The following is a 21,996-nucleotide window of genomic DNA, read 5'->3' as shown; positions in this document are numbered from 1 at the left end:
AACAAGCTGAAACACCTATAAAACCTAAGAAATCGATTCTTGTTTTTTATTTAAAAATCTCTTTAAGCGTTCTTCTTAATCGCCCTGACCTTTGAAGTTTGACAATTACCCTTTTTGAAAACAGCGATATATGAAAATCGACATAGTATTTTAAAGCGTCGTCGGCAAACTCCAGTATTCTCTTTCAGGTTTCAATAAATCTTTATATAATGAATACAATGGTATGTCAAACGCATCTGGCAAGTGAGTGGTATGCTCCTGCTTCATACTCGAATTTCGCTCATCTTTCTTTACCTTTTGAATACCGTTCTTGCCTTCGGAAGCTTCCGAACGCTCCAATCCTATAATTAAATCAGGGTTATTTTGCTCGTTGATTTCAATGGTTGGGTAGCGCGAACTGGTGGCCTTCAACATCATATTAATCAATATATACTTATCGTTGTGTGGAGCTACAGGTTTTCGTTTACTCTTGTCGTAAACAGTCCACCCTTTATTCTGAAGTAATCGAACTAACACATCACCATAAGTCTCATTAGTTCCACGCTTGACCTTAGCATTACCATCATGCCCATAGTATAAATGCACAATCTTACTCGATAACGGCGCGTAATACTCAACGAAATCATTAATCAAGTCCTCCAAATCTCTTGATTCCGAAGACTGACTTGCCCAGAACGATTTTAGAACACGGTATTTATTTGGAAGTTTTTGGCTAATAACAGCTGAAATAAAGGTACCCCAGTCAATCGATATTATCAATGGCTTTGAATTATCTATGTCATTATCTTGCTTACAATTAAAAGAAGCTTTTGTATATTCATTTGTAATCCCTTCTAGATATTCATTATCATAATCAGTATAATAATGCTTCTTCGCGTTCAATTGCGGGTAAAACCCATTCAGTATTTCATTAGGTCGGATATTTAATATCTCAGCATTATATATTAAAACTGATGGCGATTCGTTTTTCATTTCCTCGAACCATTCCGCCCGTAAATTCAACTTATTAATTAACGCCGATGCTTTTATAAATGCGTATTTTTTAGGGTTTTTACGCGCCACATCTTCCATATCCGTGAACCATTTACCTTTTTTAGTAATTGGCGTTGACGATGCGTACACTTCAATTCCTAGCATTGAACATTTTTCAAATCGTGCTTCCTTTGCTCGGTTGGTTGTTTTTACATTATTGTATAATTTAATAGGGTCTAATAATGCTGCTTCATCCGAAACGATTCCAAAAGAATTTAAACCACGACCACTTTCTGGATTATCTAATGAAACTAATTGAAAAGTTGCACCATTGCTAAAATGAATAATATTCCCCCATTTATTCGGCGCATAAATGGGTTCGGCGAATCCTAACGAAGCACCATTTTTCCCGACTACATAATCGACACCTTCGTATAAACCTAAAAGAGCTAATCCTTTTTTCGTTGATGGCAACGTTCTTGATAAGATTTGCTGATATGTTGATCCAACTAATGCAAAAGAAGCGCCTGGCATTTGCTTTACCATCTCTTTTATAAAGAATGCTAGAATAAATGATTTACCTGTACCACGCCCCCATTCTAAATATATTTTTGTTTTTCCTGATACTGTTACTGCGATAACCGCCGCTAATTGCGCGGCGTTTAAAATTATCTTTAAAAACTTATTCATCGGTTATATCTTCGTGATTTACATCTTCAACTTCTAAAGTGTTAAAATCTAAAACACCCGTTTTTAAATGATTTTTGATTGCTTGCTCAACAGCATTTTCAACAGTCAGTTTAACAGGTTTATTTTCAAGTTTCTCAGGATTAAAAGACTGACTATCTTCAAACGGCATAGATTCTCGCATTTCAGCTAAAAAACCTTTAGCCGCTTTAAAATCTTTCGCTTCCATTGATTTGTTATACGCATCTAAAGCATATTCATAATGAATTGCCATTCTTCCTGTTCTGTCAGCATTAATAATACTTCCGTATAGTTTTTCGGAATTTTGAACATCTCTAAATGCCTGCGCTCTGGATAGTTTTTCCTCTTTGTAAACTTCTTGTAATTTTTCAGCCGCTTTTGTCGGTGTATTCCCTTCTAATCTTAACGTCCACGCAGCAAGCCAACGATTTTTAATAGTTATCTGTTTGGGTGTTAATTCGTATTTTTCGGGATTTTTATAAAAGGCGAAGATTTTATCAAAAGAAGAATCTCGCCCCTTTTTTAATTGCAGACCATTTTCCATTTTAACTATTTTTGGGTTGATTAATCAATTCATTTAAAGCTTGTAGATCTAATTGGTGTTCGAGCAGCTTACTTTTAGCTTTACCTAGAGAAATCTCTTTTTTGGTAGCTACGGCTATTGCTTGTTTTTTTGAAACATCAATTGTGAGGTTAGCTACTTTTGTTTGGTATTTTGAAACTGCTACTCTTTTATTGTTACGTGCTTGAAGTAATTGCGCAGCGTTTAAATTAGTGTAGTTTCTTGGCGTAATATTTAATATTACTTTGTGATTTACATAGTGATCTAACACACTTTGCGCTGTATCAATAGCATCAAATAAATTCTCAATATCCAAACACAACATTAATGCAACACCCTCTTCAGATGCGTGTAGATTGTTTAGTTTTAATTTTAAAGAAATTGCTTTTTGAAAGTCGTTCCGTTGCTTAATAGATAACGGATGTAGTTCTACAGCTAATTCATTTAACCGATAAAAGCCACGGATGGTTTTGTGTTTTTCTGGTAGTTTTTTACTTGTAATTGGCGGTGTTTTACTTTCAGGAACCGCAATTGTTTTAATTTCAGTATCTGTAAATTTCCGTAATTCATGTTTTAATTTCTCTAAATTATAAACACTTTCTTTTCTGGAAAATAAACGCGCTAAGTTTGTATTATGTCCTTTTTTTGAAATATATAATAAAACACCTTCGCTGTAATCACAGCCATTTTTAAACCATTTTTCTATTTGCATAGTGTAAAAATGGTAATTGTCAATATGTTAAAATAGGACAATAAAAAACCACTCATAATAGAGTGGTTAATGAAGTTTATATTTTTCTTTAAAAAATTATAAATAAATAAAGCTTCCTAAATCAGCCTTAATACTTATTTCACCATCGCTTGTCATAACTGGACTAACTTCAGTTCTATATTTATGCAATAATAATGGTGTATCATTCACGAAATAAGTCCTATGTTTCAGATCTAAATTATCTTCACATCGGCATTTTTCCTTTATGAATGTTTCAAGATTATGTTTATCTACGGTGATAGACTTACGCTTTAAGCATTCCATGGAGTGATAATCTAAACCTATTCGTCTTGACGCTGATATTCTATTACCAAGTCTATTAATCATACTTGAATTAATCAAAGTAACTTCATCAAAAAAAAACACATTAGGATGTAAAGGTGTGTTTCCTTCTCCTGTACCTGAGTTTTCTTGAGTTATAATTTTAAATTTAGTACCGTTTTTAAACTCTATATATTCATCTTTTCCCATACTCAAATATAAAAAAACCACTCATAATAGAGTGGTTTTTTGTTTTAAAATATTTACTTATAACATTAACTTACAGGTTGTTTAACTATATCACCTTTATAAATAGGAGCGTCGTACATCTGTTTATCTGTAAAAACTAACGTAGTAGTGTTTTCCCCTTCACTTGCTGGCTCTATTTTAGAATTAGATTCAGATAGTTTAGCTGCATATTTCGCAGAACCAATTTGCCTTAAATTACCACTACCGAATTCAGGAACTAAAACGATAAGTTCTCTCCCCTTTAAAAGACGTTTAGCTCCTAGTATTTCAGGTTTAGAACCTAATAATTGTAGCGTTAACTTATTTTCTTGAACTGGCGATTTCGTCGGATCACCTATTTGAGAAGTTTCTAAGCCGACGGTTTGTTCAATCGCTTTAAAATTCATAAAACCAAAACCAGTTTTAAAAACATGACCTTCATTAATTGTAACAAGATCATCTAAGTTAGTTGCTGCAGCTGTTCCACAAGTTTTTTTTGGAGCATGGACCGTTTCGAATTTCTCCAAAAAACCAATATAAACCTCAGTGTGTGAAAAAGCACCTGCAACTTCACAATCTGAAGGACCTCCAATTGTTTCTATTTTTATATTAGACATCAGTAATCTGTTTTAAATGAATGAACTTAGCTTTAATTAAAGCTTCCATCAATTCAATGTTAGTATTAACCTCTTTTGAAATGTGCTTTTCGCCCTGAAATCTAAAAGATGGAACTTCTAATTGGTATTCGATTCCCTTTTTTGACTTATAAAGACACAATTCAATAGAAACTTGTTTTGTGTTTTTTTGAATTTCAGCTTTTAAATCAGCTTCTAATCCTAGAATCAATTCATTTGCTTCCGCTATATTTTCCGTTAAAGCATCACATTGTGTTGTTTTTTCCTCTAGTAACGCTTTCACGTTACTCAAACCTTCGATTAATATATCAGTCATTTCCGTTACTGTAGCATTTTCAGGAACTTCAAATTGAAGTTCCTGAATCTGTGCTGTTAATTTTTCTTTACTCATTTTTTTTATTTTTTAAGAGATTAAACCGTTGGTTTGTAAGCGTAAACCAACTCATTAAACAAAAATCCTAAACCTTCACGCCAATCAGCCATAACATCAACAGTTCTCTTGCCAGACTCAACCTTAATCGGGTTCATTTGCTTTTTAGGACGGATATGTACAAAATTCTTTTTCGGAGTCGCGAAAATAAGTCCAGTACCTGCTAACGAAGGCATTGGTGCCCAGTTAATGTTTTCGTAATCATCAATTCTTTTAGCGTTACTATCTGAATAATTCGCATTCGCACCTAAAGTATCTCTACGATCTTTGAAGTACCATCTCGCTATCTTAGGGTCGCAACCTAAAAGCATTGGTTTATCTAATAATTTTTCATCTATATTTTCGATGAACTCCTCAATACCATCAAAAGCAGTAGATCTAGAAAATGGAGCAGATAATGCCACTGCATTAATTAAACTATGCGGTGTTCGAACACCAGCAATACCATCATCAATTAATTTAACAATTCCGTCCATAACGTCTTTCGCAGACCCAGGAACACCTTTTACTGGCGCTTTAGAAACACCTTTACCATAAGCTTGAAGCTCTAAATCTTCTTTTTGCTGCTCTAAAACGTAAATCTCAACAAACCATTTACTGAATGGCCATTTAGCTCTATCGGCTTCGCTCAATTGCGTCATAAAGCCTAAATAACTTTCTTCTAAAATATCTGCCTGAAATCCAGAATCAATCTTAATTTTGAAAGTTGGTATATCATTCGGTTTGAATACAACTCCTCCTTTTGCTGTGAAATCTCCTTGCCATGGCTGAATAAGTTCATTCATGTAAGCTTGGGGAGCTCTATAAACAGTAGCATCTGTAATTATAGGAGTTGCAAAACTTGTTGTAACTGTTGGTTGTTTTTGTAATCTGATTAAATCACTAATTCTACCTTGTCCAGGTATGTAGAAAGCCCCGTAAGACTCGACTATATCTGTAATAGTAATTGATGTATCTGCCATTTTAAATATTTTTTAAGATTGATTCTAATTTATTCGCTACTGGGTCAGCAACATTTGCATTCCCACCTAAATTCAACAAAGGATTTGTTCCTTTTCCGCCATCATTAGCACCATACTTAGCAACTAAGTTGCTTAAAGCGATAATACCAGCTTCGTTTGTCATGGTCGCAGCGTTTTCAACTTCTGCTGTTTTTAAAGCATTTTGAACGGCATTTGTTACTGCTGCACTATCACTTGTTAAAGTTCTTAATTCATCTTTTGCAGCGGTTGCTTCATTTTTAAATTTTAAAACTTCCGCATCATTTGCTGATAGCTTGTTTTCTATCGCAGTCGCCTGGTTGTCTGTTAATAAGATTCCAGTTTCATTTTTTGCATCACTGAAATTAGCGCCTATAACCGCTTCAATCAATGGCGTTTTTAAATTGCTCATTGTATTTTGATTTGAAATTGATTTTCTAGTTTTTGGAGTTTCTTCCTTGAAATTAAGCTTAGCATAATGCTTAATTAAATCTGTAGGCGACATTTTTTTAATGTTATCAGGAACGTTAACATCGTTGTTCTCACCTGTAATTATTTCATCAAAAAAACCAAGCGTTTTAGCTTCATTTCCAACAAAATAATTATCAGTATAATTCAAGTACTTTTCTTTTACTTCTTCCGCTGAAATACTTAGTTTTTCTTCAATAATAGAGCCTAATGCCTTATCGTACTGATCTAAAGTATCTGCTTCTTTTCGCATTTCATCTGCATTACCAAAAGCATAGCAACTACCGTTATGGTACATAAGCATACTGTTAGCGTAGCCGTAAACTTTATCACCAGATAATGCAATTAAAGCAGCCATTGAAAAAGCAATACCATCTACATAAGTGTAGATAGTTTTTTTAGAATTCTTTAAAGTGTTGTAAATAGGTAATCCGTCCCAAACATTCCCTCCTGGTGAATTAATTCGAACACGAACAATATCAGCTTTTAAAGCATTGAAGTCTTTCGTAAATGTATTAGCTGTGTTTATTGGTTTCCATTCTTCATAATCATACCCGCCAATAACTCCATAGATATAAATGGTAGCTTCTGTCTTTGCTGTATTAGAGACTATATTGTAGAAACCTTTGTAATTATTTGAATTCATATTTGTAACGTGCTTTTGTGATTAGCACGTTACAAACATAATTTTACAGGCTGTTTTAAAATAGGACAGCTATTTTGAAGTGTTACTATCTGTTGATGAATACAGGTTTCTGAGGTATTTTACCTGTTATTTTAATACGAATTAAACTACCATCTTCTAGCTTTTTTCCATTCACAAATTGATAGGAAAAATCCAAAGGGAATAATTTCGAGCCGTATAGTTTTTCTTGTCCATAATGTTTCGTTCCGATAACAAGAACTTTATTATTTATGAAGTCGTTAAAATAAGTATCTATTTCTACTAACTGAACTCTTAACTCAAACTCAGCTATTACCGTGTGAATAGTACCAGACTTTGTTCTTTTAGGTGTTTCTGATATTTTAATATTTTCCGTCACAGGCATAACATCTAAACCTGTATCAGTATCCGAAATAATAAGTTCGTTCGAATTGGCGTTTGTTAGGATGTGCGGGCAGTAGATTATCTCATTAACAGGTATAATCTGAACATTATACCATCCACCAACCTGCTCTAAATTATCAATAATAGTTGTGTTCATATATCTCATTTTAGGACAAAAAAAACATTAGACAAAAGTGTCCTAGCTCGCAAGTCAATACTTACAAGGCTTGCGAGCACATTGTCTTTTACTTGTCTTTAGGTTTGTCCGAATTTAACATTCGAGTCATTGCTCGATATACTGAATCGGCACTTATTTCATCTTCAGAAATCCCATAGTAAAATAAGAATTGTTGAATTGCTTTAATTTTATTTTGCTTATTTATCGTTTGATGCTTTTCATTAATGATTTTTAAATCTTGATCAATTGATACGTTTATGTACGATTCTAAATCGTTATAAAATATTTTATAAACCCTATCTGCTAACTGTTTTAATTTCACGAAAGAAATTTCGAACCCTATTCTTTGAACAATAGTTCCTGGTATACAGACTCTGTAAGTATCTTTTTGTTGTAATTGAATATTTTCTTTCTTGTAATCCTTGTCAAGTATGTCAATAATAACACCTCCTAATAATGATGTCTTTTTCACCGTATGGACTTCTCCATATTTTTTAGTTAAATATTTTTTGAGATAAGGTTTAATAGGTATTTCTAACGTAATCATAGTTTTTTTTTAAGAGGTGTTAAGATACTAATTCTTTGTTAATTTTTCCGATTTAACAGCGTAATTAACTCCAGATAATAGCCTGATATATGTGGTTTTAAACCCTTTTAAGCTATTGATAGTTTCTATTTTTTTTACCCCTAATTTTTTAAGTTTGACAATCTCTTTTTCGATAGAACTAATACTTCCATCTGTAATTACTTCCTTCATTTCATTTAAGGAACCTGTTTTACTTGAAACTTGAACTTGTTTGAATAATTTTAAACTTTTCATAAAAAATGTTTTTTAGATTTATTAATGTAGACTACAAACATATAATTGCTGTAAATATTAAAATAGGACACTTTTTTAAAAAAAAACACTTTGTTGAACCCTACCCCCTTACTTTAAACAAACAAAGGTCAACAAATAACGAAATAAATATAACTATTTAAAGAACAGTTAATTACAACGTTGAACAACTGCAAATAAGCGTTGAACTTGTTGAACTACACCTTTATTTGTTGGAACGTTTTTTTAAAGGTTCAACAAGTTCAACACAAAAAACACTTTATATAATTACATAAAGTATTGATTTATAAGTATATATGATTAATAATATATATAATGTTGTACCGTTGAACCGTTGAACCAAAAACGTTGGGTTTTTATAACTTTAAAGGTTTTTTTAGAAAGACTTTTTATATTAAACGCAATAAAGACCAAGAGAACGAACTCCTGGTCTTTATTTTAGTTGATGTATTATGTACTATTACATATATATTAGTGTTAGGGTGCATTAGTCATTCATACTAACAGTCCAATCGAAAAAGTTTTGGCTATTTAATAAATCATAAAGTTTTGGTATAGAATCTTTCTCTATTATTAGTCCTTTACTAATATCAATTGTTAAGTGTCTATTTGGGTTTTCTGTTTTTACAGAACCTTCTCTTAATCCAGTTACAAAAGGCATATTTTTTAATTTATCTATTATTTCATTCATATTAAATAACGCACCCTAACACCGTATAAAATTAAGTGCTAAAGTGTCTTTATTAAGGTTAGTGTTTAATTCAAATTTACTGTTTTATTTACACGGTGGAAATTCTGCCGAATTTCGCACCTAATCTTATACAATTCCGTTAGCTTTAATTAATACTTTCCGTTTACTAATTCACATAATTTAATTAAATCTTCCTCATTCTTAACACCTTCAACTTTTGGAGAATAATCTAAACTACTTGTGATAGGGGGATAAATATGTATATAAAATTCATCTTTACACCTTCCTATTAAAACATTGCCCTTATCGTATTCAAACTGGTCATTTATTCTGACATTGTTTTCGTCAGTTGGTTTATATTGAGGCTTAAAACCTAATTCTAACAGTCTTGCTTCTGAAATCATAATTGGTATTTGTTTGTAAAGGAAACTAAAGCTAACAATTTGTATTATTAATAGCTTGTTTCCTGTCTGTTTATATTCTTTTGTTTTTAAATATAAGATAGTGTTTATCTATTGGTTTTCGTTCTAAATCGTCGCTACTAACCATACAAGTTAACCGTTGGCAAACATTACTAGCCAAACAATGTTTTTGGATTAACATATTCGTCAAACTGTTCTAAAATTGGCAAACCATACTTATACGCAGTAACCCCATACTTAATAAATTTATTTAAGCAATTTTGTAAAGCTTCCAATTCTGTATTAAACCCATCCATCGCTGTACCATGCACTTTTTGATGGCTCAACTCTAAAATGTTGCTTTCAAATCCATAAGCGTAAAATCCGTTCGGCATCTTCACCGTAGAAATATATAAGTAAAAATATATACCCGTTTCCCTTATGTAAAATTCATTGTAATTACCCGCTTTAAAATCCTCCAAAACATAAATAGTAAATTTTTCGTCATCGTCTGGGATGATCGCGAATTTCTTACTTTCAAAAGTTATAATTTCTGCCATAATATTTTGAATTTATTCACTCACTTTAAAATCGGCGGAGTGAAAACCTTGCGAATAAAAAAACGTTTGCCAACACCGTATAAAATCAAAACGGTATTGTGCTTTATTTTTTATTAATTTTTATTTACTTAGGCTTGTAATTTCCTGGCGGAAATTCCTCGCACTGTTAACCGTTCTAATCTTATACAAATTCGTATCGGTATTACCGAGGGCAGATATTTTCTTTTTTAATTCCCCTTAATTCGGGGGAATTAAAGTTTACAACACGCTTCAATTCTTATACACATGGCGTTAGGCAACATTACCAATTATCATTTCTCATTTTAGATAGAGACCTTGTTAAATCCATCGAACTACGTTTTAATGCTCCAGATGTTTTATCACCGCTTATCCATTTATCGTCTGAGTTTTTATCGAAAAGATGTTTATTGTTTTCACTGTTTTTAAACTCTTTTAATTTTTTAAGAAATCTTTTTATTTCAGACTCTACTTCTTGTATGTTTTCTAGCTTCATAATATAACGTTGCCTAACACCTTATAAAATTTAAAGCGGTGTTTCGGTCTTTTTTTAATTTAGTTATTTAAACGAACTGTCAAGTAATATTTGACAGTTCGTTTTTTAATCCACTCCATTATAAATGGAATTGAATGTTATAATTAATAAGGGGTATTATCTTTTAAATAGAGTTTATTTTCAGTGACATCTTTAGTATCATTACTACAATTGATAATTGTGTTATTTATATTTAACTCGCTGCAGAAGGAACGATAACTTGGAAAGTTTAATATTTCTGTATGTAACTCAATACTGTCTATCCATTCTGATATACGACCTACTGGTTGATTAGTTAGAATATCAAAATAAATATCATCGATATTAAAATATTCAATACCACCGAAAGATGCCGTTCCTAATATGTCGTTTCCGACAAAGAATTCAAAATCTTTGCTTTGCTTTTCTTCAAATTTAGCTATAACAGCCATTATAGCTTTCTCTAGGTTGTTCTTTAAATTCTCCATTCTTTTTACTTATTTAATACATAATAATACGATTAGCCAAAATTCTCAAAAATAAGATGTGTACGTTTTTTTGATTTTTCAAAAAATTGACTTAAAAAATCGATAGTCATCATATCTGTAACTTCATGCACCATTGGATTTTCCATGACTTCTAATGGTGGAATAAATTCAGGAATTATTATATCTTGATTTTCAGTGTCAAAAACTAAATTAGCTGGTCTTTTATAAATTTTCATACTTGTTTTTTTTAAAATATTTAGGAACTATTTATTTAACACTTGCCCAATTGACACCAACTTTAATTCGGTATAGTTGCATTTCGGAGATGCCAAATTCTTTTGCAATTCTTTTAAAAGTGGAATTTCTATTTGGGTTATTAATACGTTTTTTCAAGTGTATCACTTCCGTTTCTGTTAATTTTGCATTACTTATATTTTGCATTATCTCTCTATATTCTGGGTTTTTATGCTGATGAATTTCTTTTTCTCTTTTAGTGGCCCATTTCAAGTTACTGATATGATTTTCCGATTTATCATAATTAAGGTGGATCACGAAAACACCATTTGTGTTGTCCAGGAAGGTTTGAGCAACTAACTTATGAACATAACGTCCTGTTTGATTGCCATTCTCTTTTTTAACCGCTAGACTACGATAGCCATTAGTAAATGATTCTTTAACTAAAAAAGGTTCGTTTTTGCAATTTATAACCCGACCATAAGTTGATATTATAAATTTTTCCGATTTAGAAATAGCGTCATCAAATTGTATTTCTGCCCATTTTTCATTGTAATAATTTCTGGTTACGTCTTGTTTCATTTCGCAATATTTTTTGGATTCATTTTGCATTTTCCTTTGTGAGAATCTCTGGACCTCTTACTAGGGCAAACACGTTTACAATGCGGGCAAGTCTTATCAATACTGTCTAGTAAATTAGTTTGATTACCTGCTTTTACATGGTCGGTATTTGGTTGACCATGGTCGGTACTTGGTTGACCATGGTCAGTATTTGGTTGACCATGGTCGGTGTTTGGTTGACTATGGTCGGCATCTGTTCCGTTTCTCTCAAATTCCGATACTTGCATTTCATAAGTAACAAGGCGTTGCTCTAACGATACTATTAACTTCTGGGTGTCTGCTATTTCTTTAGCTTCATTTTCCTTAACTTTTAAAACAAAAACATGATTTAACCAATAGCCTAAATAAGGCACGAACAAGCAAAAAATCAATAAGTTCAAGATGTCAATGTGGTCATTTTTGTGAAAGACATCTAGTATAACACACAGCATTAAGAAGTCAAACACAGCGAGGGAAACAATCACCCATTCTTTGCCTTTTTCGATGTGAATACCGATATCTTTCATGGTTTTTGATGTGAAAAAGCCGAAAAACACAGCAGAAAGAACTCGAACATAATCATTCGGAATAAACGAAACTGCCAATAAATAAAAGAAGGATGCAAATTTTATTGCGTAAAACAGATTATAACTTTGAATAGATACAGCTAACGAACGCATCGATGTTAACGATTTATAAAGCTGTTTTTTTTGCTGATTTTCTCTAAATGATTTTATTTGATTTAACATGTTTTTTTTATTTAACTATTTATCCTGCTCTATATTCTTCTAAAGTTTCTTTCGGTAAAAAGAAATGATCATCAAGTAATTGCGGGTGATAACTAACACGCTCGCTATATTTACATTCATATTCCTCCCAATCTTTTAAGTTTTTCGGGAATAATTTATTACCAGCGTCAAGCAATAATGAAGCATCTTCTATTTCAGAATCCCAACACAACCCTATGAATACATTGTTACGATACATACCGTTTAGCCATGTATCTGACTTTCTTAAAAAAATAGACCGAATTTCAATACCTAATAATCCTTCTGATATTATTTCCATTTGTTTTTTTTTATTAATAAATTCCTGCTTCTTCTAATACACTATCACTGTCACTATCACTATCACTGTCTATATCTTCAATTTTATCAAGACAAACGATGTTATTTCGTTTCATCGCTTCGTAATCAAAAGCATAACAACTAGAACCTCCAGTTTTAAACCTCCGAGCTTTTACCAAACCAATAAAATAGCTTCTACTTTTGAAATAATTACGCAAAGTAACTTCACCAATAGCTTGTACGCCTTCTCGCTTCGTACACTCTTTCGTGTAGTCTTGATGCACGGAATTCAAACGTAAATAGAGTATTTTACGCATGTCTTTGTTTTCGTGAACTAGCGTTTTCTTTTGCTTACCAATCAAATTTACATTTGACTTTGTATCAATCGCAAATTGAAAACCTTCCGCGATATGCTTGTGTTCGTGCATCCATTGGATAATGCTCCAAAATTCAGAAAGACCATTTGAGTCTTGTATCGATTCGCTATTTTCAATAATACCAGCAACGCATTGTTTAAAAATACTTTGATAGTTAAAGGGAAAAGTGATTCTGCTTTCTAAGATTTTATAAGTGATTAGTAAAACTGCATAGTTTCCTAAAATTCGTTCTTCATATTCTTGCTCTTCACCTGGCGCATCCATAACAGCTTTTAATTCACGAATCACTTCATTATATGTTTTGCCAATAGCATCTTCAAATAACTCTCTGTGCTGAACAACTTCTAATATTAACGAGCTTAAACCTTGCGTGCTGGCGTTCATTAATTTTGTGAAGTTTTCACGCTGAACACTTGTTTTATTACCTAAAGGAAACTGTAGACTAATGAGCCTACTTTGTAACGAATTATCATCTCTCGTAGGTAAATATTGACCTGCTAAATAAATCCCGCAGTTTATTTTATCAGTTTTAGTCCTGTTATCGCTGGTCGCCATTCCTTTTTCTCGCCCCATTCCTTGATGCGCTCCTTTCAATCCTTGAAACATCTTTTCGTCAATAGCATTGTCATTATATTCATCTAAAAAAACTGTTGCATTTTTAGTTCTTGATAATCGCCTACTAAAACCAACCAATGTCGAGGTGTTCAATTCTAAAGGATCTTCTTTGTAGAAGAAAAAATTCTGTAACATTTTACCAAAAGCAGATTTACCAGAACCTTTTTCTCCGAACCCACCTAATAATGGAAAGAAATCATAATTCGTTAAAAATAAATCTCGAAATAACACAGCGAAATTGAATAGAATGCCAACCCTTCCTTTTTCTTCAAACACCGTTAAAAATTGTTGCATCCATTCTTGTAAGGTGATTGTTGCTTTTCTATAGATAAATTTTCTATCGTTTTCGTACGGATCATCACCATCTTGATTTTTGACGTGCATTGCTGAATATGCAGGCGAATAATAGTAATCAACCTTTTCGTTAAATTCTTCATCTTCATCAGATGTATCAATACCTTCTAAATGAATAATTCCGTATTTGTTTACTTCTTGAAATTTATCTTGCCAGTAAACACCATTAGCAAAGGCGAAAAATCCTTTGCTGTTCCACCCCATATTTTGGAGCTCTAAAGCAGTGTTGAATTCTCGTAAAACTTTTTGCGCCAATAATTCAAACTGTGCGGCCGTTGCTCCAGATAGAAATATAAAATACCCTAATCGTATTAATTGTTTTTTGAATTCATTAAAATTGACAAAAGAATCTGATTCTAAATCGATTAATTCTTTTTTATTTTGGGTATTTATAACTTCGCAAAGACGTTTGTTTTCCTTTCTACCTTTTATGTGAAATAACGGGGTTAATTTGAATTGTGTGCCTTGGAAAAATCCGTCACCTTTTGTAAAATGGTAGGTATTACCGATAATGCAAAATCTATCTTGTAAAAATTGCGCCTGATCTGCTCCTTCTGGTAAACCTAAAGTATCTTTTGAAATTCCTTTTCCTCCTGAAGCTTTTTCAATTTTATTTTGCTTTTCAATTCTTAATTCGCTCAGCAAGCTTTTAAAAACTTGCTGTTTTTGATTTAACAGTTTTGCAGCGTGCTTCAAATAACTTTCTTGAACAACTTCGCTGGTTATTTTAAATAATAATTCAGCAATAATTTTAATAGCATGTTCCTTTTTATAAGGATCTTCTTTTTCGCATTTATTCAATTCAACAGCGACTTCCTTTTTTAAACGCTCAATTTCTTTGTTAACATTTCCATTTTTCTTAACCGCATCTCTAAGTTCTTTATCTTTTAAAGTTTTAATTTTTTCTACAGAAACTTTTTCTTTAGATAACCCTATAACAGCTGTTTTTAAACCTAAATCCAAATCGGTTTTCAGCAAAATATACTCTTCAGAAATAAGGTCTAAATTTTTAACACGCCACTCAAAAGCATCTACTCTATTATTTTTAATAAAAGTTGGCATATCTATTTGCCCTCTGGCACAATCATCAGGATCAGTTCCATTAGGTAGTGGAACTATCGACACTCGAAAACCATGCTTTAATAATATTTCTAAATCTCGTTCCGAAGCTTTTACACCAGCTTTGTCACCATCTCTAAATAAAATAACATGCTCGCAAAGACGCTTTAATTTTTTTGCTTGTATTTCTGTTAAAGCTGTTCCGCAGGTTGCGACTGTTTGCGTGCAACCTTTTTGATGCATCGTAATTACATCGGTATATCCCTCAGATATAATAGCAAAACCACTTTTTGCAATACTTCTTTTAGCTAGACGAAAACCGTATAATTCTTCTGATTTATTGTAAATTTCTGTTTCTGGGCCATTTAAATACTTTGCATATTTTTCAAAAGCTTCACCATTTTGTCTGCGACCTCCAAATGAAATAGTTTCACCATTTTTATTGGTAATCGGGAACATAATTCGTTCCCGATAAAAGTCGTATGTTTTATTATTATCAGCTTTACAAACACCAATCTTAACACCTTCAGTAAGCTTAGCATTATCAATTAATGCCTTTGTTACTTCGTTGTTTTTGTGGGCAAAACCAATATTGAACTCTAACAAAATATCATCATCATATCCTAAATTAGCAATATGCTTTTTTGCCCAATGATCGGCTGGTAGTTCTTTAAAATTTTGATGATATTTTTTAGCGATATTAGTTGTTAGTGCCGTTAGCGAAAGTGTTTCTTTTTTCGCTAGAATTACTTCTTTCGATTGAATTTCTTCATCTAAAAGAATATTACAGATACCTGCTATAATTTTAACAGCTTCGATAAAATCACATTTTTCATGTTCCATTACGAATGTAATTGCATCGCCACTTATTCCTGTTCCGAAGTCTTTAAATATCTCTTTTGATGGTGATATTGATAAACTGGGTGTTTTTTCATCTTTAAACGGCGATTTGCAAAAATAATTCGCTCCTTTTTTCTTTAAGTCTCGGCAAAAACTACCGATAATAGTAACAATATCAGCTTCACGAACTCTATCTATGGATTGTTGGGTGTACATATTTTATTTTTCTTTACTAATTCTATATACTCTTTAATGGTGAGCGTTTTTTTTGACGGTGTTTCAATATTTTCTAAAATCTCCTGTAAATACCTATCTGCTTTTCTTTTTATTCCTGCAGGAATATATTTACTTGATTTGTTTGCCTGAGACATATTCAATTCCTTCTGTAACTGTAATCTCATTTGCGCTTTTGGTGTCAATTTCCTGCAATCTTTTTGGATTTTTCTCATCGAGCAATATTCTTAACCTCATTATTTCTAAAGTGTATTTGCTATTTAAAATAGCAAAGCTTGTATTTGTATATTCTTTTTTATTAGCTTTTAAAGCTTCTTGCTGTTGGTAATATTTAATCAACTCAACAGCAATTCTATTCTCTGAATATTCCATTATGCTATAATTTTATGAATTAACGAAAGCTTTAAAAGTTCCATTTTATTATGAACTCCGAGTGCTTTTAGTAATTTTGACTTATGAAAATCAAACGTTTTATGCGAAATTCCCAAAACAGCTGCAATAGCTTTGTCTGGTGCGTTTTCGCCGATTAAATCCATAATAATAATTTGACGTGGTGTTAAAACATGGGCATTTATGTTTATGTTTTTTGAGTTCCATAAAAGCGATGGGCAATTTTGTTGGTCTCTAAAATTTTCCGAAGCTGAAAGTTTTCCGTCTTTGATATCAGGAACGCTGTCTAAATCGCCCCACATATAGTAAGTGAATAATTCAACTTGATGATGCAATGATTCGGTAACTTCCGATAGAAATTCCACGGCTTTAGAATCAGCTAAGTATGCTGACTTTAATAGTTTGAAAAAACGAATGGGCAAATCAGTGAAGTATCTTGTTGACCCATTTTGTATCCACAAAACTCTTTTGGTATCTCTAATGCCTACAAACTCGATATTGTTGTCATTTGGCATTACTCCTGCAATTTGTGGAGTTGTTGAAAAAGTTGTAATTTTGCTACTGTTATTCATTTTTATTGAAATTTAGATGTTAATAATACTTTTAAGAATCCGTAGCTACAACTACGGATTTTTTTGTTTTTATACCATTCGCTATGGCGCTTGTTATCTTATCTTTTAAATAACTAGACTTTGACAAAATACTTTGATTTGTAGCTGCATAAGCCTGTACAATTGCAAGTAATTCATTATGACTTTCTATCAGTTCATTCATATTTATTTAGCTTTTAAAGATTCGATTTCAGACTGAATCTTTTGGATATCCGCTTCTTTACTCAAAATCAACTCATGATTATAGGCTGGTATTTTGGAGTCTAACAATTCCTTGAAAGAAGTCTTTTCTGCATTACTGAATGCCATTTCATCCGTAATAAAACTTTTCGTTAAACAAGCATGATCGTAGAGATTAAATTGATATTTCTTCATTACTATTATTTCAATAACTACATTTTCTTTTGAGAAGGTGTCTTCATGAACATCCGTTACCTTAAAATTACCTGCTAAAATTTCAGCTTTTAATGCTGTTGCTACTTCGTTAATCTTCTTACTTAAATCCATCTTATTTATATTTGATTTTTATACTTGCACCTTTAGGGCACTTTTCTAATTCCTTTGACATTTGCGAAGCAAATAAACTTCCCTCGCTTTTTTCTTGAGTTCTTAAGATTAATCTTGCGACTAACCAATCTGGTTTTGTAACCTTCTTGCTTAAATCCATCTTATTTATATTTTTAGTTCCCGCTATGGTGTCAAAACCATACAAAGCCGTGGCGGGAGTTTGGTTATATTATAATCATATACCTACTTTCGTGTAATCGATAAAGTCAGGAAGAATAGAGTAGTAACCCGACACCCCTGTAAAGAACACTACAGGTTCACCATTTTGACTTAAAAAAGCTTTTGTTTTTACAATTCTATTCTTAAATGGAAATGTTTTCACACCTACATTCCTTTGTCTAACTACACTTCCTACCGGAAAGTTTTCGTTAAACATTTCAACTATTGATTCTGCTTCTACTGTCATATTTTCTATCCTTTTAAAATTTGTTTTCTCTTTTTAATTTCTTCTTGCTTGATCGCTACTACTTCATAAATAGCTTTTTCAATTACAGCGTGTGGAACACCGTTCATAACATTTGTAACCATTCTCGATGAATGTGGTTTTCCATCTTTATTTAAACAACCTTGATTATTTAAATGCTCTTGAATTGGTTTCACATATCGAAAACCAATTACGTCCTGTATCTTTTCTTTGTCTGCTGTTGAAATCATATAAATGCCCTATTGTTTAGTGTTATTATTATTATTACTTTAGTGATATAATGATGGTACAAATATAGATACTTTTCTATCTAAAAAACAAATAATTGGATACAAAAAACACCAACATAAAAGAAAGAATACTTCAATTAGCTAATTTTAAAGGTATTAGCTATCAAAAATTTTTTGATGAATTAGAATTAAACTACTCTAACTTCAAAGGAAAACAGAAGTTATCAGGTATTAACTCCAATTCTATAGAGAGAATTATATCTAAATATCCCGAATTAAATCTACGTTGGTTAATTACTAACGAAGGTGAAATGATTGTTTCATCTGAAAAAGAAGAAAAAACACAAAAATTAGATACAATGAAAAAAGAAATGAAAAATTACAAACAGATGTATTATGAGCAAGTAGACAAAAATATGTTACTCCATGAAAAGCTACTGGCGTGCATAGAAGGAGATTCTTTTAGTAAAGATGTCGGTTAAAAATTGTTTATAAGAAAAAGAAATGAAAGAAAAAGAAATTGAAAATTTAGAAGATTTATTCTTTATTAAAGAATTAGAACCTAATTTCTGGATGGAATATATGAGTGTTGATAGCTTCAAGATAATGCTTAATGTTAATGACGAAGTTTTTAATCACCATGTAAAGCAAACGGGGAATAGGTGTTCGGAATATGGTTTAAAAACTACACTTACAAGGAATCTGTCTTTTGAAGGAAGTGAAATATCTTATTTATCTGTTACGGCTATTTACTTAATATTAATACATCGCTTTGAAAAATTAGAAGAAGAAATAGCTTTTTTTAAAGAAAGATCATTTAATAGTCTTTTAAAATATCAAGGTTTTAAATTAAGAACTAAAAAAAAGAGAAAAAACCCTAATTATGATTTTGAAAAACAAGGAGAATACGCTTCAAAAGTAATAGATAAAGAATTAAAAAGTACAGATTTAGAAATTGAAGATAAGGGTCATTTATTTTATGATAAAAAAATATTAATAACTGGAACTTTTCAGAATTATCAAAACCGTAATTCTATGGCAGATTTAATAAAAAATGTTGGCGGTCATAATAGAGGAATGTCTAAGAGTTTAGATTTTGCGATTGTTGGAGAAAATGCCGGACCTTCTAAAATGCAAAAAATAGAAGATTATGGAATAAAAATTTTAAATGAAAATGATTTCATTGAATTATTCACATAAAAAACATGAAAGATAACACCACTACAATAACCTTAATTATCGGTGATGAAAATGGCGATTTAGCAAACGATTTAGAGCGTTTAATTGACGAAATTGACACGGAAGAAGAGTGAGTTATCAACCTAAGTACCTGTAAATAAAACATTTACAAGCGTTTAACGCGCACCAAAAACGCACCATTACAAGCAAAAAAAACACCGTTTTTTAATTGTAAGTTGCTGATAATCAGAGATTGGTTTGCTTTTTACGCGAGGAATTAAATCTGCTTCTCGCTACAATACACTCTGAAACCCTTTATTTTAAAGGGTTTCTTTTTGTATACAAAAAAATGCGTCAAAAGCTCGCCAAAATATATTCTTTTTTACCGTTAATTTTGTTCTTAAAATCAACGTAAAAAAAAATGTCAAAACTTCAAAAGAGCAACCTATTACCTTTTATCAATTATGTTCCTGCCGAATTAAAAGAAAATAAAGTTTGGGAAATTGTTTATTATGCCATAGATCCATACGAATCTGATCCAAGCAGACGATTAAAAAGAAAAAGACATCGGGTAAAATACATTAAGAATAAAAGAGAAAGAAGAATATATGCAAAATCTATTATAGCTAGATTAAACGACCAATTAATGAGAGGTTGGACTCCTTACAAACAAGCACAAGAAAAACCAACTGAAAAAATAAAATTATTTGATGTATTTGATATTTATTTACATCAAATAAATCAACAAACAATCAAGGATTCTTTACGCCCTGATACGTTAAGAGCCTACACAAGTTACATCAAAAATCTAAAAGTATACTTAACTTTTAAAAAACAAGCAAATTGTGAAGTTTCTTACTTTAATCAAAAATTTTGTCGTAGTTTTTTAGATATGATTTTTTATGAACGTAAAAATTCAGCCAGAACACACAACAATTATTTAGGATTTATCAGTCTTTTTAATCGATGGCTAATCAAAAGAGATTATATAAAAGTAGATTTTACAGGATTTATTGATAAAATTAAAGTATCAGAAAAAATAAGAACTATCATTCCACTAAAAGAACGAACAGAAATTTTTAATTATTTAGAAAAAAACGACAAACATTATTTTTTCTTATGCTATACCGCTTTTTATTGTTTAATCAGAAGAACTGAATTAACAAAATTAAAAGTTGTTGATGTTATTTTAAAAAATGGAATTATTAGCATTCCTGCTGATGTAAGCAAAAACAGAAAATCGCAAATCGTAACTATTCCAAGCCAATTAATACACGTTTTGATTGAACATTTAAAAAATGCTAAAAATTCGGATTTTCTATTTTCTGATGATAATTTTAAACCTGGAGAAACTCAATTAGAACCAAAAAAAATATCGGATACTTGGAGCAAATACAAAAAACAGCTAAAATTTAGTAAATTTTATCAATGGTATTCTTTAAAAGATACAGGAATTACCAATTATTTGCATCTAGGAATCCCAACAATTGACGTTAGAAACCAAGCAAGGCATTATTCAATTAAGCAAACCGAAGAATATCTACCAAAAACAGCATTTAAAGCGAGTGGAAATATTCAAAAAGCAAGGCTTAATATTTAAATCAGGTAATTTCCTTATCTTTCGAGTTATTTAAACTACTTTTTATAAAATAAAATCAATATAAAAAAATGCCGTTTACCTTTTCGCATCCAGCAATTGTTTTACCGCTTAAAAATATCTTTGGAAAATGGATTTCTTTAACCGCATTAATAATTGGTAGTTTAATGCCTGATTTTGAATATTTTATACGAATAAAAATTCAAAGTAACTTCAGTCATACCATACTTGGAACGCTATGGTTTAACCTTCCTTTAGGACTGTTCTTATGTTTTATTTTTCATCTTATTATTAAAAAACCACTGCTAGAAAACTCACCTAAATATATTCAAATACGAACAACTCACCTAAAAAATTTAAACTGGAATAATTATTTTATTAAAAATTGGTTTATTGTTTGTTTATCTATTCTAATTGGAGCGTATTCTCACTTATTTTGGGATTCTTTTACACACCAAAACACTTTTTTTACGAACTATTTTCAACTGAATAAAAAAATATTAAATTCTCAAATTTCATACTTTAAAGTATTGCAACATTTAAGTACGCTGGTAGGCGGATTAGTCATTATTTGGTCTTTTAAAAAGCAAGAAAAAAAGAAAATAATAGTATCTAAACCTAATCGTACTTATTGGATAGCTATCAGTTTAGTAACAATTGTTATTTTAATAATTCGATTTTTTAACGGCTTACAAATAACAGCATACGGAAATATCATTGTAAGTACAATAAGCTCGATAATGATTGCGATAACAATAGTTTCCTTTGTCTTTTTATTTTTGAAAAGACAAAATCACAAAATAAAAATAAACCTATAAACCAAAAAACACGAAGCGAACTTCGTGTTTTTGTTATTTTGACTAATA

General features: G+C 31.3%; 33 protein-coding genes. 4 read left to right on the top strand and 29 right to left on the bottom strand.

What is annotated here, in order from left to right; genetic code table 11:
* Nucleotides 1-150: 150 nt before the first annotated feature.
* The 29 genes from L0U72_RS02670 to L0U72_RS02530 all read right to left on the bottom strand — a co-directional run bounded on the left by L0U72_RS02670 (nucleotide 151) and on the right by L0U72_RS02530 (nucleotide 18,354).
* On the bottom strand, nucleotides 151-1,662 hold the full coding sequence (locus L0U72_RS02670; RefSeq protein ID WP_233898350.1) for a hypothetical protein: 1,512 nt from the start codon (nucleotides 1,660-1,662) through the stop codon (nucleotides 151-153).
* On the bottom strand, nucleotides 1,655-2,224 hold the full coding sequence (locus L0U72_RS02665; RefSeq protein WP_233898349.1) for a hypothetical protein: 570 nt from the start codon (nucleotides 2,222-2,224) through the stop codon (nucleotides 1,655-1,657). Before L0U72_RS02665 ends, L0U72_RS02670 begins: the two co-directional genes overlap by 8 nt.
* Nucleotide 2,225: 1 nt before the next feature.
* Nucleotides 2,226-2,954 (bottom strand): hypothetical protein, encoded by a 729-nt coding sequence (locus L0U72_RS02660; RefSeq protein ID WP_233898348.1) that lies wholly within the window; start codon nucleotides 2,952-2,954, stop codon nucleotides 2,226-2,228.
* A 96-nt stretch (nucleotides 2,955-3,050) separates the two neighbouring features.
* A complete protein-coding gene (locus L0U72_RS02655) occupies nucleotides 3,051-3,485 on the bottom strand; it encodes a hypothetical protein (protein ID WP_233898347.1) in 435 nt (144 codons plus the stop codon).
* A 65-nt stretch (nucleotides 3,486-3,550) separates the two neighbouring features.
* Nucleotides 3,551-4,120 carry a hypothetical protein gene (locus L0U72_RS02650; RefSeq protein ID WP_233898346.1) on the bottom strand — a complete coding sequence of 190 codons (570 nt, stop codon included), beginning with the start codon at nucleotides 4,118-4,120 and terminating at the stop codon, nucleotides 3,551-3,553.
* Nucleotides 4,113-4,529, bottom strand: coding sequence for a hypothetical protein (locus L0U72_RS02645; protein ID WP_233898345.1), 417 nt, complete (start codon nucleotides 4,527-4,529; stop codon nucleotides 4,113-4,115). Before L0U72_RS02645 ends, L0U72_RS02650 begins: the two co-directional genes overlap by 8 nt.
* A 20-nt stretch (nucleotides 4,530-4,549) precedes the next feature.
* Nucleotides 4,550-5,530, bottom strand: coding sequence for a hypothetical protein (locus tag L0U72_RS02640; RefSeq protein ID WP_233898344.1), 981 nt, complete (start codon nucleotides 5,528-5,530; stop codon nucleotides 4,550-4,552).
* Between the two features lies 1 nt (nucleotide 5,531).
* Entirely contained in the window at nucleotides 5,532-6,662 is a 1,131-nt protein-coding gene (locus L0U72_RS02635; RefSeq protein ID WP_233898343.1) for a head maturation protease, ClpP-related, read from the bottom strand.
* Between the two features lie 85 nt (nucleotides 6,663-6,747).
* Nucleotides 6,748-7,221: a hypothetical protein gene (locus L0U72_RS02630; protein ID WP_233898342.1), complete on the bottom strand. Its 474-nt coding sequence runs from the start codon at nucleotides 7,219-7,221 to the stop codon at nucleotides 6,748-6,750.
* An 88-nt stretch (nucleotides 7,222-7,309) separates the two neighbouring features.
* On the bottom strand, nucleotides 7,310-7,789 hold the full coding sequence (locus L0U72_RS02625; protein ID WP_233898341.1) for a hypothetical protein: 480 nt from the start codon (nucleotides 7,787-7,789) through the stop codon (nucleotides 7,310-7,312).
* 27 nt (nucleotides 7,790-7,816) lie between these two features.
* Nucleotides 7,817-8,062, bottom strand: coding sequence for a hypothetical protein (locus L0U72_RS02620; RefSeq protein ID WP_233898340.1), 246 nt, complete (start codon nucleotides 8,060-8,062; stop codon nucleotides 7,817-7,819).
* 505 nt (nucleotides 8,063-8,567) lie between these two features.
* Complete coding sequence (locus L0U72_RS02615; protein ID WP_233898339.1) at nucleotides 8,568-8,741, bottom strand: hypothetical protein; 174 nt, start codon at nucleotides 8,739-8,741, stop codon at nucleotides 8,568-8,570.
* Nucleotides 8,742-8,920: 179 nt separating this feature from the next.
* The gene (locus L0U72_RS02610) at nucleotides 8,921-9,175 is read right to left on the bottom strand and encodes a hypothetical protein (RefSeq protein WP_233898338.1); all 255 of its coding nucleotides are present in this window, start codon (nucleotides 9,173-9,175) and stop codon (nucleotides 8,921-8,923) included.
* Between the two features lie 170 nt (nucleotides 9,176-9,345).
* The gene (locus tag L0U72_RS02605; RefSeq protein ID WP_233898337.1) at nucleotides 9,346-9,732 is read right to left on the bottom strand and encodes a hypothetical protein; all 387 of its coding nucleotides are present in this window, start codon (nucleotides 9,730-9,732) and stop codon (nucleotides 9,346-9,348) included.
* Nucleotides 9,733-10,033: 301 nt separating this feature from the next.
* The gene (locus L0U72_RS02600; RefSeq protein ID WP_233898336.1) at nucleotides 10,034-10,246 is read right to left on the bottom strand and encodes a hypothetical protein; all 213 of its coding nucleotides are present in this window, start codon (nucleotides 10,244-10,246) and stop codon (nucleotides 10,034-10,036) included.
* 143 nt (nucleotides 10,247-10,389) lie between these two features.
* A complete protein-coding gene (locus tag L0U72_RS02595; RefSeq protein ID WP_233898335.1) occupies nucleotides 10,390-10,752 on the bottom strand; it encodes a hypothetical protein in 363 nt (120 codons plus the stop codon).
* 32 nt (nucleotides 10,753-10,784) lie between these two features.
* The gene (locus L0U72_RS02590; RefSeq protein ID WP_233898334.1) at nucleotides 10,785-10,988 is read right to left on the bottom strand and encodes a hypothetical protein; all 204 of its coding nucleotides are present in this window, start codon (nucleotides 10,986-10,988) and stop codon (nucleotides 10,785-10,787) included.
* Between the two features lie 31 nt (nucleotides 10,989-11,019).
* Nucleotides 11,020-11,568 (bottom strand): helix-turn-helix domain-containing protein, encoded by a 549-nt coding sequence (locus L0U72_RS02585; protein WP_233898333.1) that lies wholly within the window; start codon nucleotides 11,566-11,568, stop codon nucleotides 11,020-11,022.
* Nucleotides 11,565-12,335: a hypothetical protein gene (locus L0U72_RS02580; protein ID WP_233898332.1), complete on the bottom strand. Its 771-nt coding sequence runs from the start codon at nucleotides 12,333-12,335 to the stop codon at nucleotides 11,565-11,567. Before L0U72_RS02580 ends, L0U72_RS02585 begins: the two co-directional genes overlap by 4 nt.
* 19 nt (nucleotides 12,336-12,354) lie before the next feature.
* Entirely contained in the window at nucleotides 12,355-12,654 is a 300-nt protein-coding gene (locus tag L0U72_RS02575) for a hypothetical protein (RefSeq protein WP_233898331.1), read from the bottom strand.
* Nucleotides 12,655-12,667: 13 nt separating this feature from the next.
* Nucleotides 12,668-16,114: a DNA primase gene (gene dnaG, locus L0U72_RS02570; RefSeq protein ID WP_233898330.1), complete on the bottom strand. Its 3,447-nt coding sequence runs from the start codon at nucleotides 16,112-16,114 to the stop codon at nucleotides 12,668-12,670.
* Complete coding sequence (locus tag L0U72_RS02565) at nucleotides 16,093-16,269, bottom strand: hypothetical protein (protein ID WP_233898329.1); 177 nt, start codon at nucleotides 16,267-16,269, stop codon at nucleotides 16,093-16,095. The genes dnaG and L0U72_RS02565 overlap by 22 nt, the downstream gene beginning before the upstream one ends.
* Entirely contained in the window at nucleotides 16,244-16,504 is a 261-nt protein-coding gene (locus tag L0U72_RS02560) for a hypothetical protein (protein WP_233898328.1), read from the bottom strand. Before L0U72_RS02560 ends, L0U72_RS02565 begins: the two co-directional genes overlap by 26 nt.
* On the bottom strand, nucleotides 16,504-17,094 hold the full coding sequence (locus L0U72_RS02555) for a helix-turn-helix domain-containing protein (RefSeq protein WP_233898327.1): 591 nt from the start codon (nucleotides 17,092-17,094) through the stop codon (nucleotides 16,504-16,506). The genes L0U72_RS02560 and L0U72_RS02555 overlap by 1 nt, the downstream gene beginning before the upstream one ends.
* 31 nt (nucleotides 17,095-17,125) lie before the next feature.
* Complete coding sequence (locus L0U72_RS02550) at nucleotides 17,126-17,296, bottom strand: hypothetical protein (protein ID WP_233898326.1); 171 nt, start codon at nucleotides 17,294-17,296, stop codon at nucleotides 17,126-17,128.
* A gap of 2 nt (nucleotides 17,297-17,298) precedes the next feature.
* Entirely contained in the window at nucleotides 17,299-17,640 is a 342-nt protein-coding gene (locus L0U72_RS02545) for a hypothetical protein (protein WP_233898325.1), read from the bottom strand.
* 1 nt (nucleotide 17,641) lies between these two features.
* Nucleotides 17,642-17,800, bottom strand: a complete 159-nt coding sequence (locus L0U72_RS02540; protein ID WP_233898324.1) for a hypothetical protein — start codon at nucleotides 17,798-17,800, stop codon at nucleotides 17,642-17,644.
* Nucleotides 17,801-17,875: 75 nt separating this feature from the next.
* Nucleotides 17,876-18,106, bottom strand: coding sequence for a hypothetical protein (locus L0U72_RS02535; protein WP_233898323.1), 231 nt, complete (start codon nucleotides 18,104-18,106; stop codon nucleotides 17,876-17,878).
* 5 nt (nucleotides 18,107-18,111) lie between these two features.
* Nucleotides 18,112-18,354 (bottom strand): hypothetical protein, encoded by a 243-nt coding sequence (locus L0U72_RS02530; RefSeq protein ID WP_233898322.1) that lies wholly within the window; start codon nucleotides 18,352-18,354, stop codon nucleotides 18,112-18,114.
* Between the two features lie 95 nt (nucleotides 18,355-18,449).
* On the opposite strand from L0U72_RS02530, the gene L0U72_RS02525 reads away from it, so the two are divergent.
* The 4 genes from L0U72_RS02525 (at nucleotide 18,450) to L0U72_RS02510 (ending at nucleotide 21,948) form a co-directional block, all read left to right on the top strand.
* Entirely contained in the window at nucleotides 18,450-18,836 is a 387-nt protein-coding gene (locus L0U72_RS02525) for a hypothetical protein (protein ID WP_233898321.1), read from the top strand.
* Between the two features lie 22 nt (nucleotides 18,837-18,858).
* Nucleotides 18,859-19,554 (top strand): BRCT domain-containing protein, encoded by a 696-nt coding sequence (locus L0U72_RS02520; protein ID WP_233898320.1) that lies wholly within the window; start codon nucleotides 18,859-18,861, stop codon nucleotides 19,552-19,554.
* A gap of 400 nt (nucleotides 19,555-19,954) precedes the next feature.
* Nucleotides 19,955-21,133: a tyrosine-type recombinase/integrase gene (locus tag L0U72_RS02515; protein ID WP_233898319.1), complete on the top strand. Its 1,179-nt coding sequence runs from the start codon at nucleotides 19,955-19,957 to the stop codon at nucleotides 21,131-21,133.
* A gap of 68 nt (nucleotides 21,134-21,201) precedes the next feature.
* Nucleotides 21,202-21,948 carry a DUF4184 family protein gene (locus tag L0U72_RS02510; RefSeq protein ID WP_233898318.1) on the top strand — a complete coding sequence of 249 codons (747 nt, stop codon included), beginning with the start codon at nucleotides 21,202-21,204 and terminating at the stop codon, nucleotides 21,946-21,948.
* The last annotated feature ends 48 nt before the right edge of the window (nucleotides 21,949-21,996 follow it).

The organism is Tenacibaculum piscium (genome assembly GCF_021390755.1).
GTDB lineage: Bacteria > Bacteroidota > Bacteroidia > Flavobacteriales > Flavobacteriaceae > Polaribacter > Polaribacter piscius.
The sequence above is the reverse complement of the archived record's forward strand: the minus strand, read 5'-3'. Positions and strand labels throughout refer to the sequence as shown.

Coding starts and splice junctions, on each gene's coding strand:
- L0U72_RS02670 (WP_233898350.1), bottom strand. CDS start 1,662: ATGAATAAGTTTTTAAAGATAATTTTAAACGCCGCGCAATTAGCGGCG.
- L0U72_RS02665 (WP_233898349.1), bottom strand. CDS start 2,224: ATGGAAAATGGTCTGCAATTAAAAAAGGGGCGAGATTCTTCTTTTGAT.
- L0U72_RS02660 (WP_233898348.1), bottom strand. CDS start 2,954: ATGCAAATAGAAAAATGGTTTAAAAATGGCTGTGATTACAGCGAAGGT.
- L0U72_RS02655 (WP_233898347.1), bottom strand. CDS start 3,485: ATGGGAAAAGATGAATATATAGAGTTTAAAAACGGTACTAAATTTAAA.
- L0U72_RS02650 (WP_233898346.1), bottom strand. CDS start 4,120: ATGTCTAATATAAAAATAGAAACAATTGGAGGTCCTTCAGATTGTGAA.
- L0U72_RS02645 (WP_233898345.1), bottom strand. CDS start 4,529: ATGAGTAAAGAAAAATTAACAGCACAGATTCAGGAACTTCAATTTGAA.
- L0U72_RS02640 (WP_233898344.1), bottom strand. CDS start 5,530: ATGGCAGATACATCAATTACTATTACAGATATAGTCGAGTCTTACGGG.
- L0U72_RS02635 (WP_233898343.1), bottom strand. CDS start 6,662: ATGAATTCAAATAATTACAAAGGTTTCTACAATATAGTCTCTAATACA.
- L0U72_RS02630 (WP_233898342.1), bottom strand. CDS start 7,221: ATGAACACAACTATTATTGATAATTTAGAGCAGGTTGGTGGATGGTAT.
- L0U72_RS02625 (WP_233898341.1), bottom strand. CDS start 7,789: ATGATTACGTTAGAAATACCTATTAAACCTTATCTCAAAAAATATTTA.
- L0U72_RS02620 (WP_233898340.1), bottom strand. CDS start 8,062: ATGAAAAGTTTAAAATTATTCAAACAAGTTCAAGTTTCAAGTAAAACA.
- L0U72_RS02615 (WP_233898339.1), bottom strand. CDS start 8,741: ATGCCTTTTGTAACTGGATTAAGAGAAGGTTCTGTAAAAACAGAAAAC.
- L0U72_RS02610 (WP_233898338.1), bottom strand. CDS start 9,175: ATGATTTCAGAAGCAAGACTGTTAGAATTAGGTTTTAAGCCTCAATAT.
- L0U72_RS02605 (WP_233898337.1), bottom strand. CDS start 9,732: ATGGCAGAAATTATAACTTTTGAAAGTAAGAAATTCGCGATCATCCCA.
- L0U72_RS02600 (WP_233898336.1), bottom strand. CDS start 10,246: ATGAAGCTAGAAAACATACAAGAAGTAGAGTCTGAAATAAAAAGATTT.
- L0U72_RS02595 (WP_233898335.1), bottom strand. CDS start 10,752: ATGGAGAATTTAAAGAACAACCTAGAGAAAGCTATAATGGCTGTTATA.
- L0U72_RS02590 (WP_233898334.1), bottom strand. CDS start 10,988: ATGAAAATTTATAAAAGACCAGCTAATTTAGTTTTTGACACTGAAAAT.
- L0U72_RS02585 (WP_233898333.1), bottom strand. CDS start 11,568: ATGAAACAAGACGTAACCAGAAATTATTACAATGAAAAATGGGCAGAA.
- L0U72_RS02580 (WP_233898332.1), bottom strand. CDS start 12,335: ATGTTAAATCAAATAAAATCATTTAGAGAAAATCAGCAAAAAAAACAG.
- L0U72_RS02575 (WP_233898331.1), bottom strand. CDS start 12,654: ATGGAAATAATATCAGAAGGATTATTAGGTATTGAAATTCGGTCTATT.
- dnaG (WP_233898330.1), bottom strand. CDS start 16,114: ATGTACACCCAACAATCCATAGATAGAGTTCGTGAAGCTGATATTGTT.
- L0U72_RS02565 (WP_233898329.1), bottom strand. CDS start 16,269: ATGTCTCAGGCAAACAAATCAAGTAAATATATTCCTGCAGGAATAAAA.
- L0U72_RS02560 (WP_233898328.1), bottom strand. CDS start 16,504: ATGGAATATTCAGAGAATAGAATTGCTGTTGAGTTGATTAAATATTAC.
- L0U72_RS02555 (WP_233898327.1), bottom strand. CDS start 17,094: ATGAATAACAGTAGCAAAATTACAACTTTTTCAACAACTCCACAAATT.
- L0U72_RS02550 (WP_233898326.1), bottom strand. CDS start 17,296: ATGAATGAACTGATAGAAAGTCATAATGAATTACTTGCAATTGTACAG.
- L0U72_RS02545 (WP_233898325.1), bottom strand. CDS start 17,640: ATGGATTTAAGTAAGAAGATTAACGAAGTAGCAACAGCATTAAAAGCT.
- L0U72_RS02540 (WP_233898324.1), bottom strand. CDS start 17,800: ATGGATTTAAGCAAGAAGGTTACAAAACCAGATTGGTTAGTCGCAAGA.
- L0U72_RS02535 (WP_233898323.1), bottom strand. CDS start 18,106: ATGACAGTAGAAGCAGAATCAATAGTTGAAATGTTTAACGAAAACTTT.
- L0U72_RS02530 (WP_233898322.1), bottom strand. CDS start 18,354: ATGATTTCAACAGCAGACAAAGAAAAGATACAGGACGTAATTGGTTTT.
- L0U72_RS02520 (WP_233898320.1), top strand. CDS start 18,859: ATGAAAGAAAAAGAAATTGAAAATTTAGAAGATTTATTCTTTATTAAA.
- L0U72_RS02515 (WP_233898319.1), top strand. CDS start 19,955: ATGTCAAAACTTCAAAAGAGCAACCTATTACCTTTTATCAATTATGTT.
- L0U72_RS02510 (WP_233898318.1), top strand. CDS start 21,202: ATGCCGTTTACCTTTTCGCATCCAGCAATTGTTTTACCGCTTAAAAAT.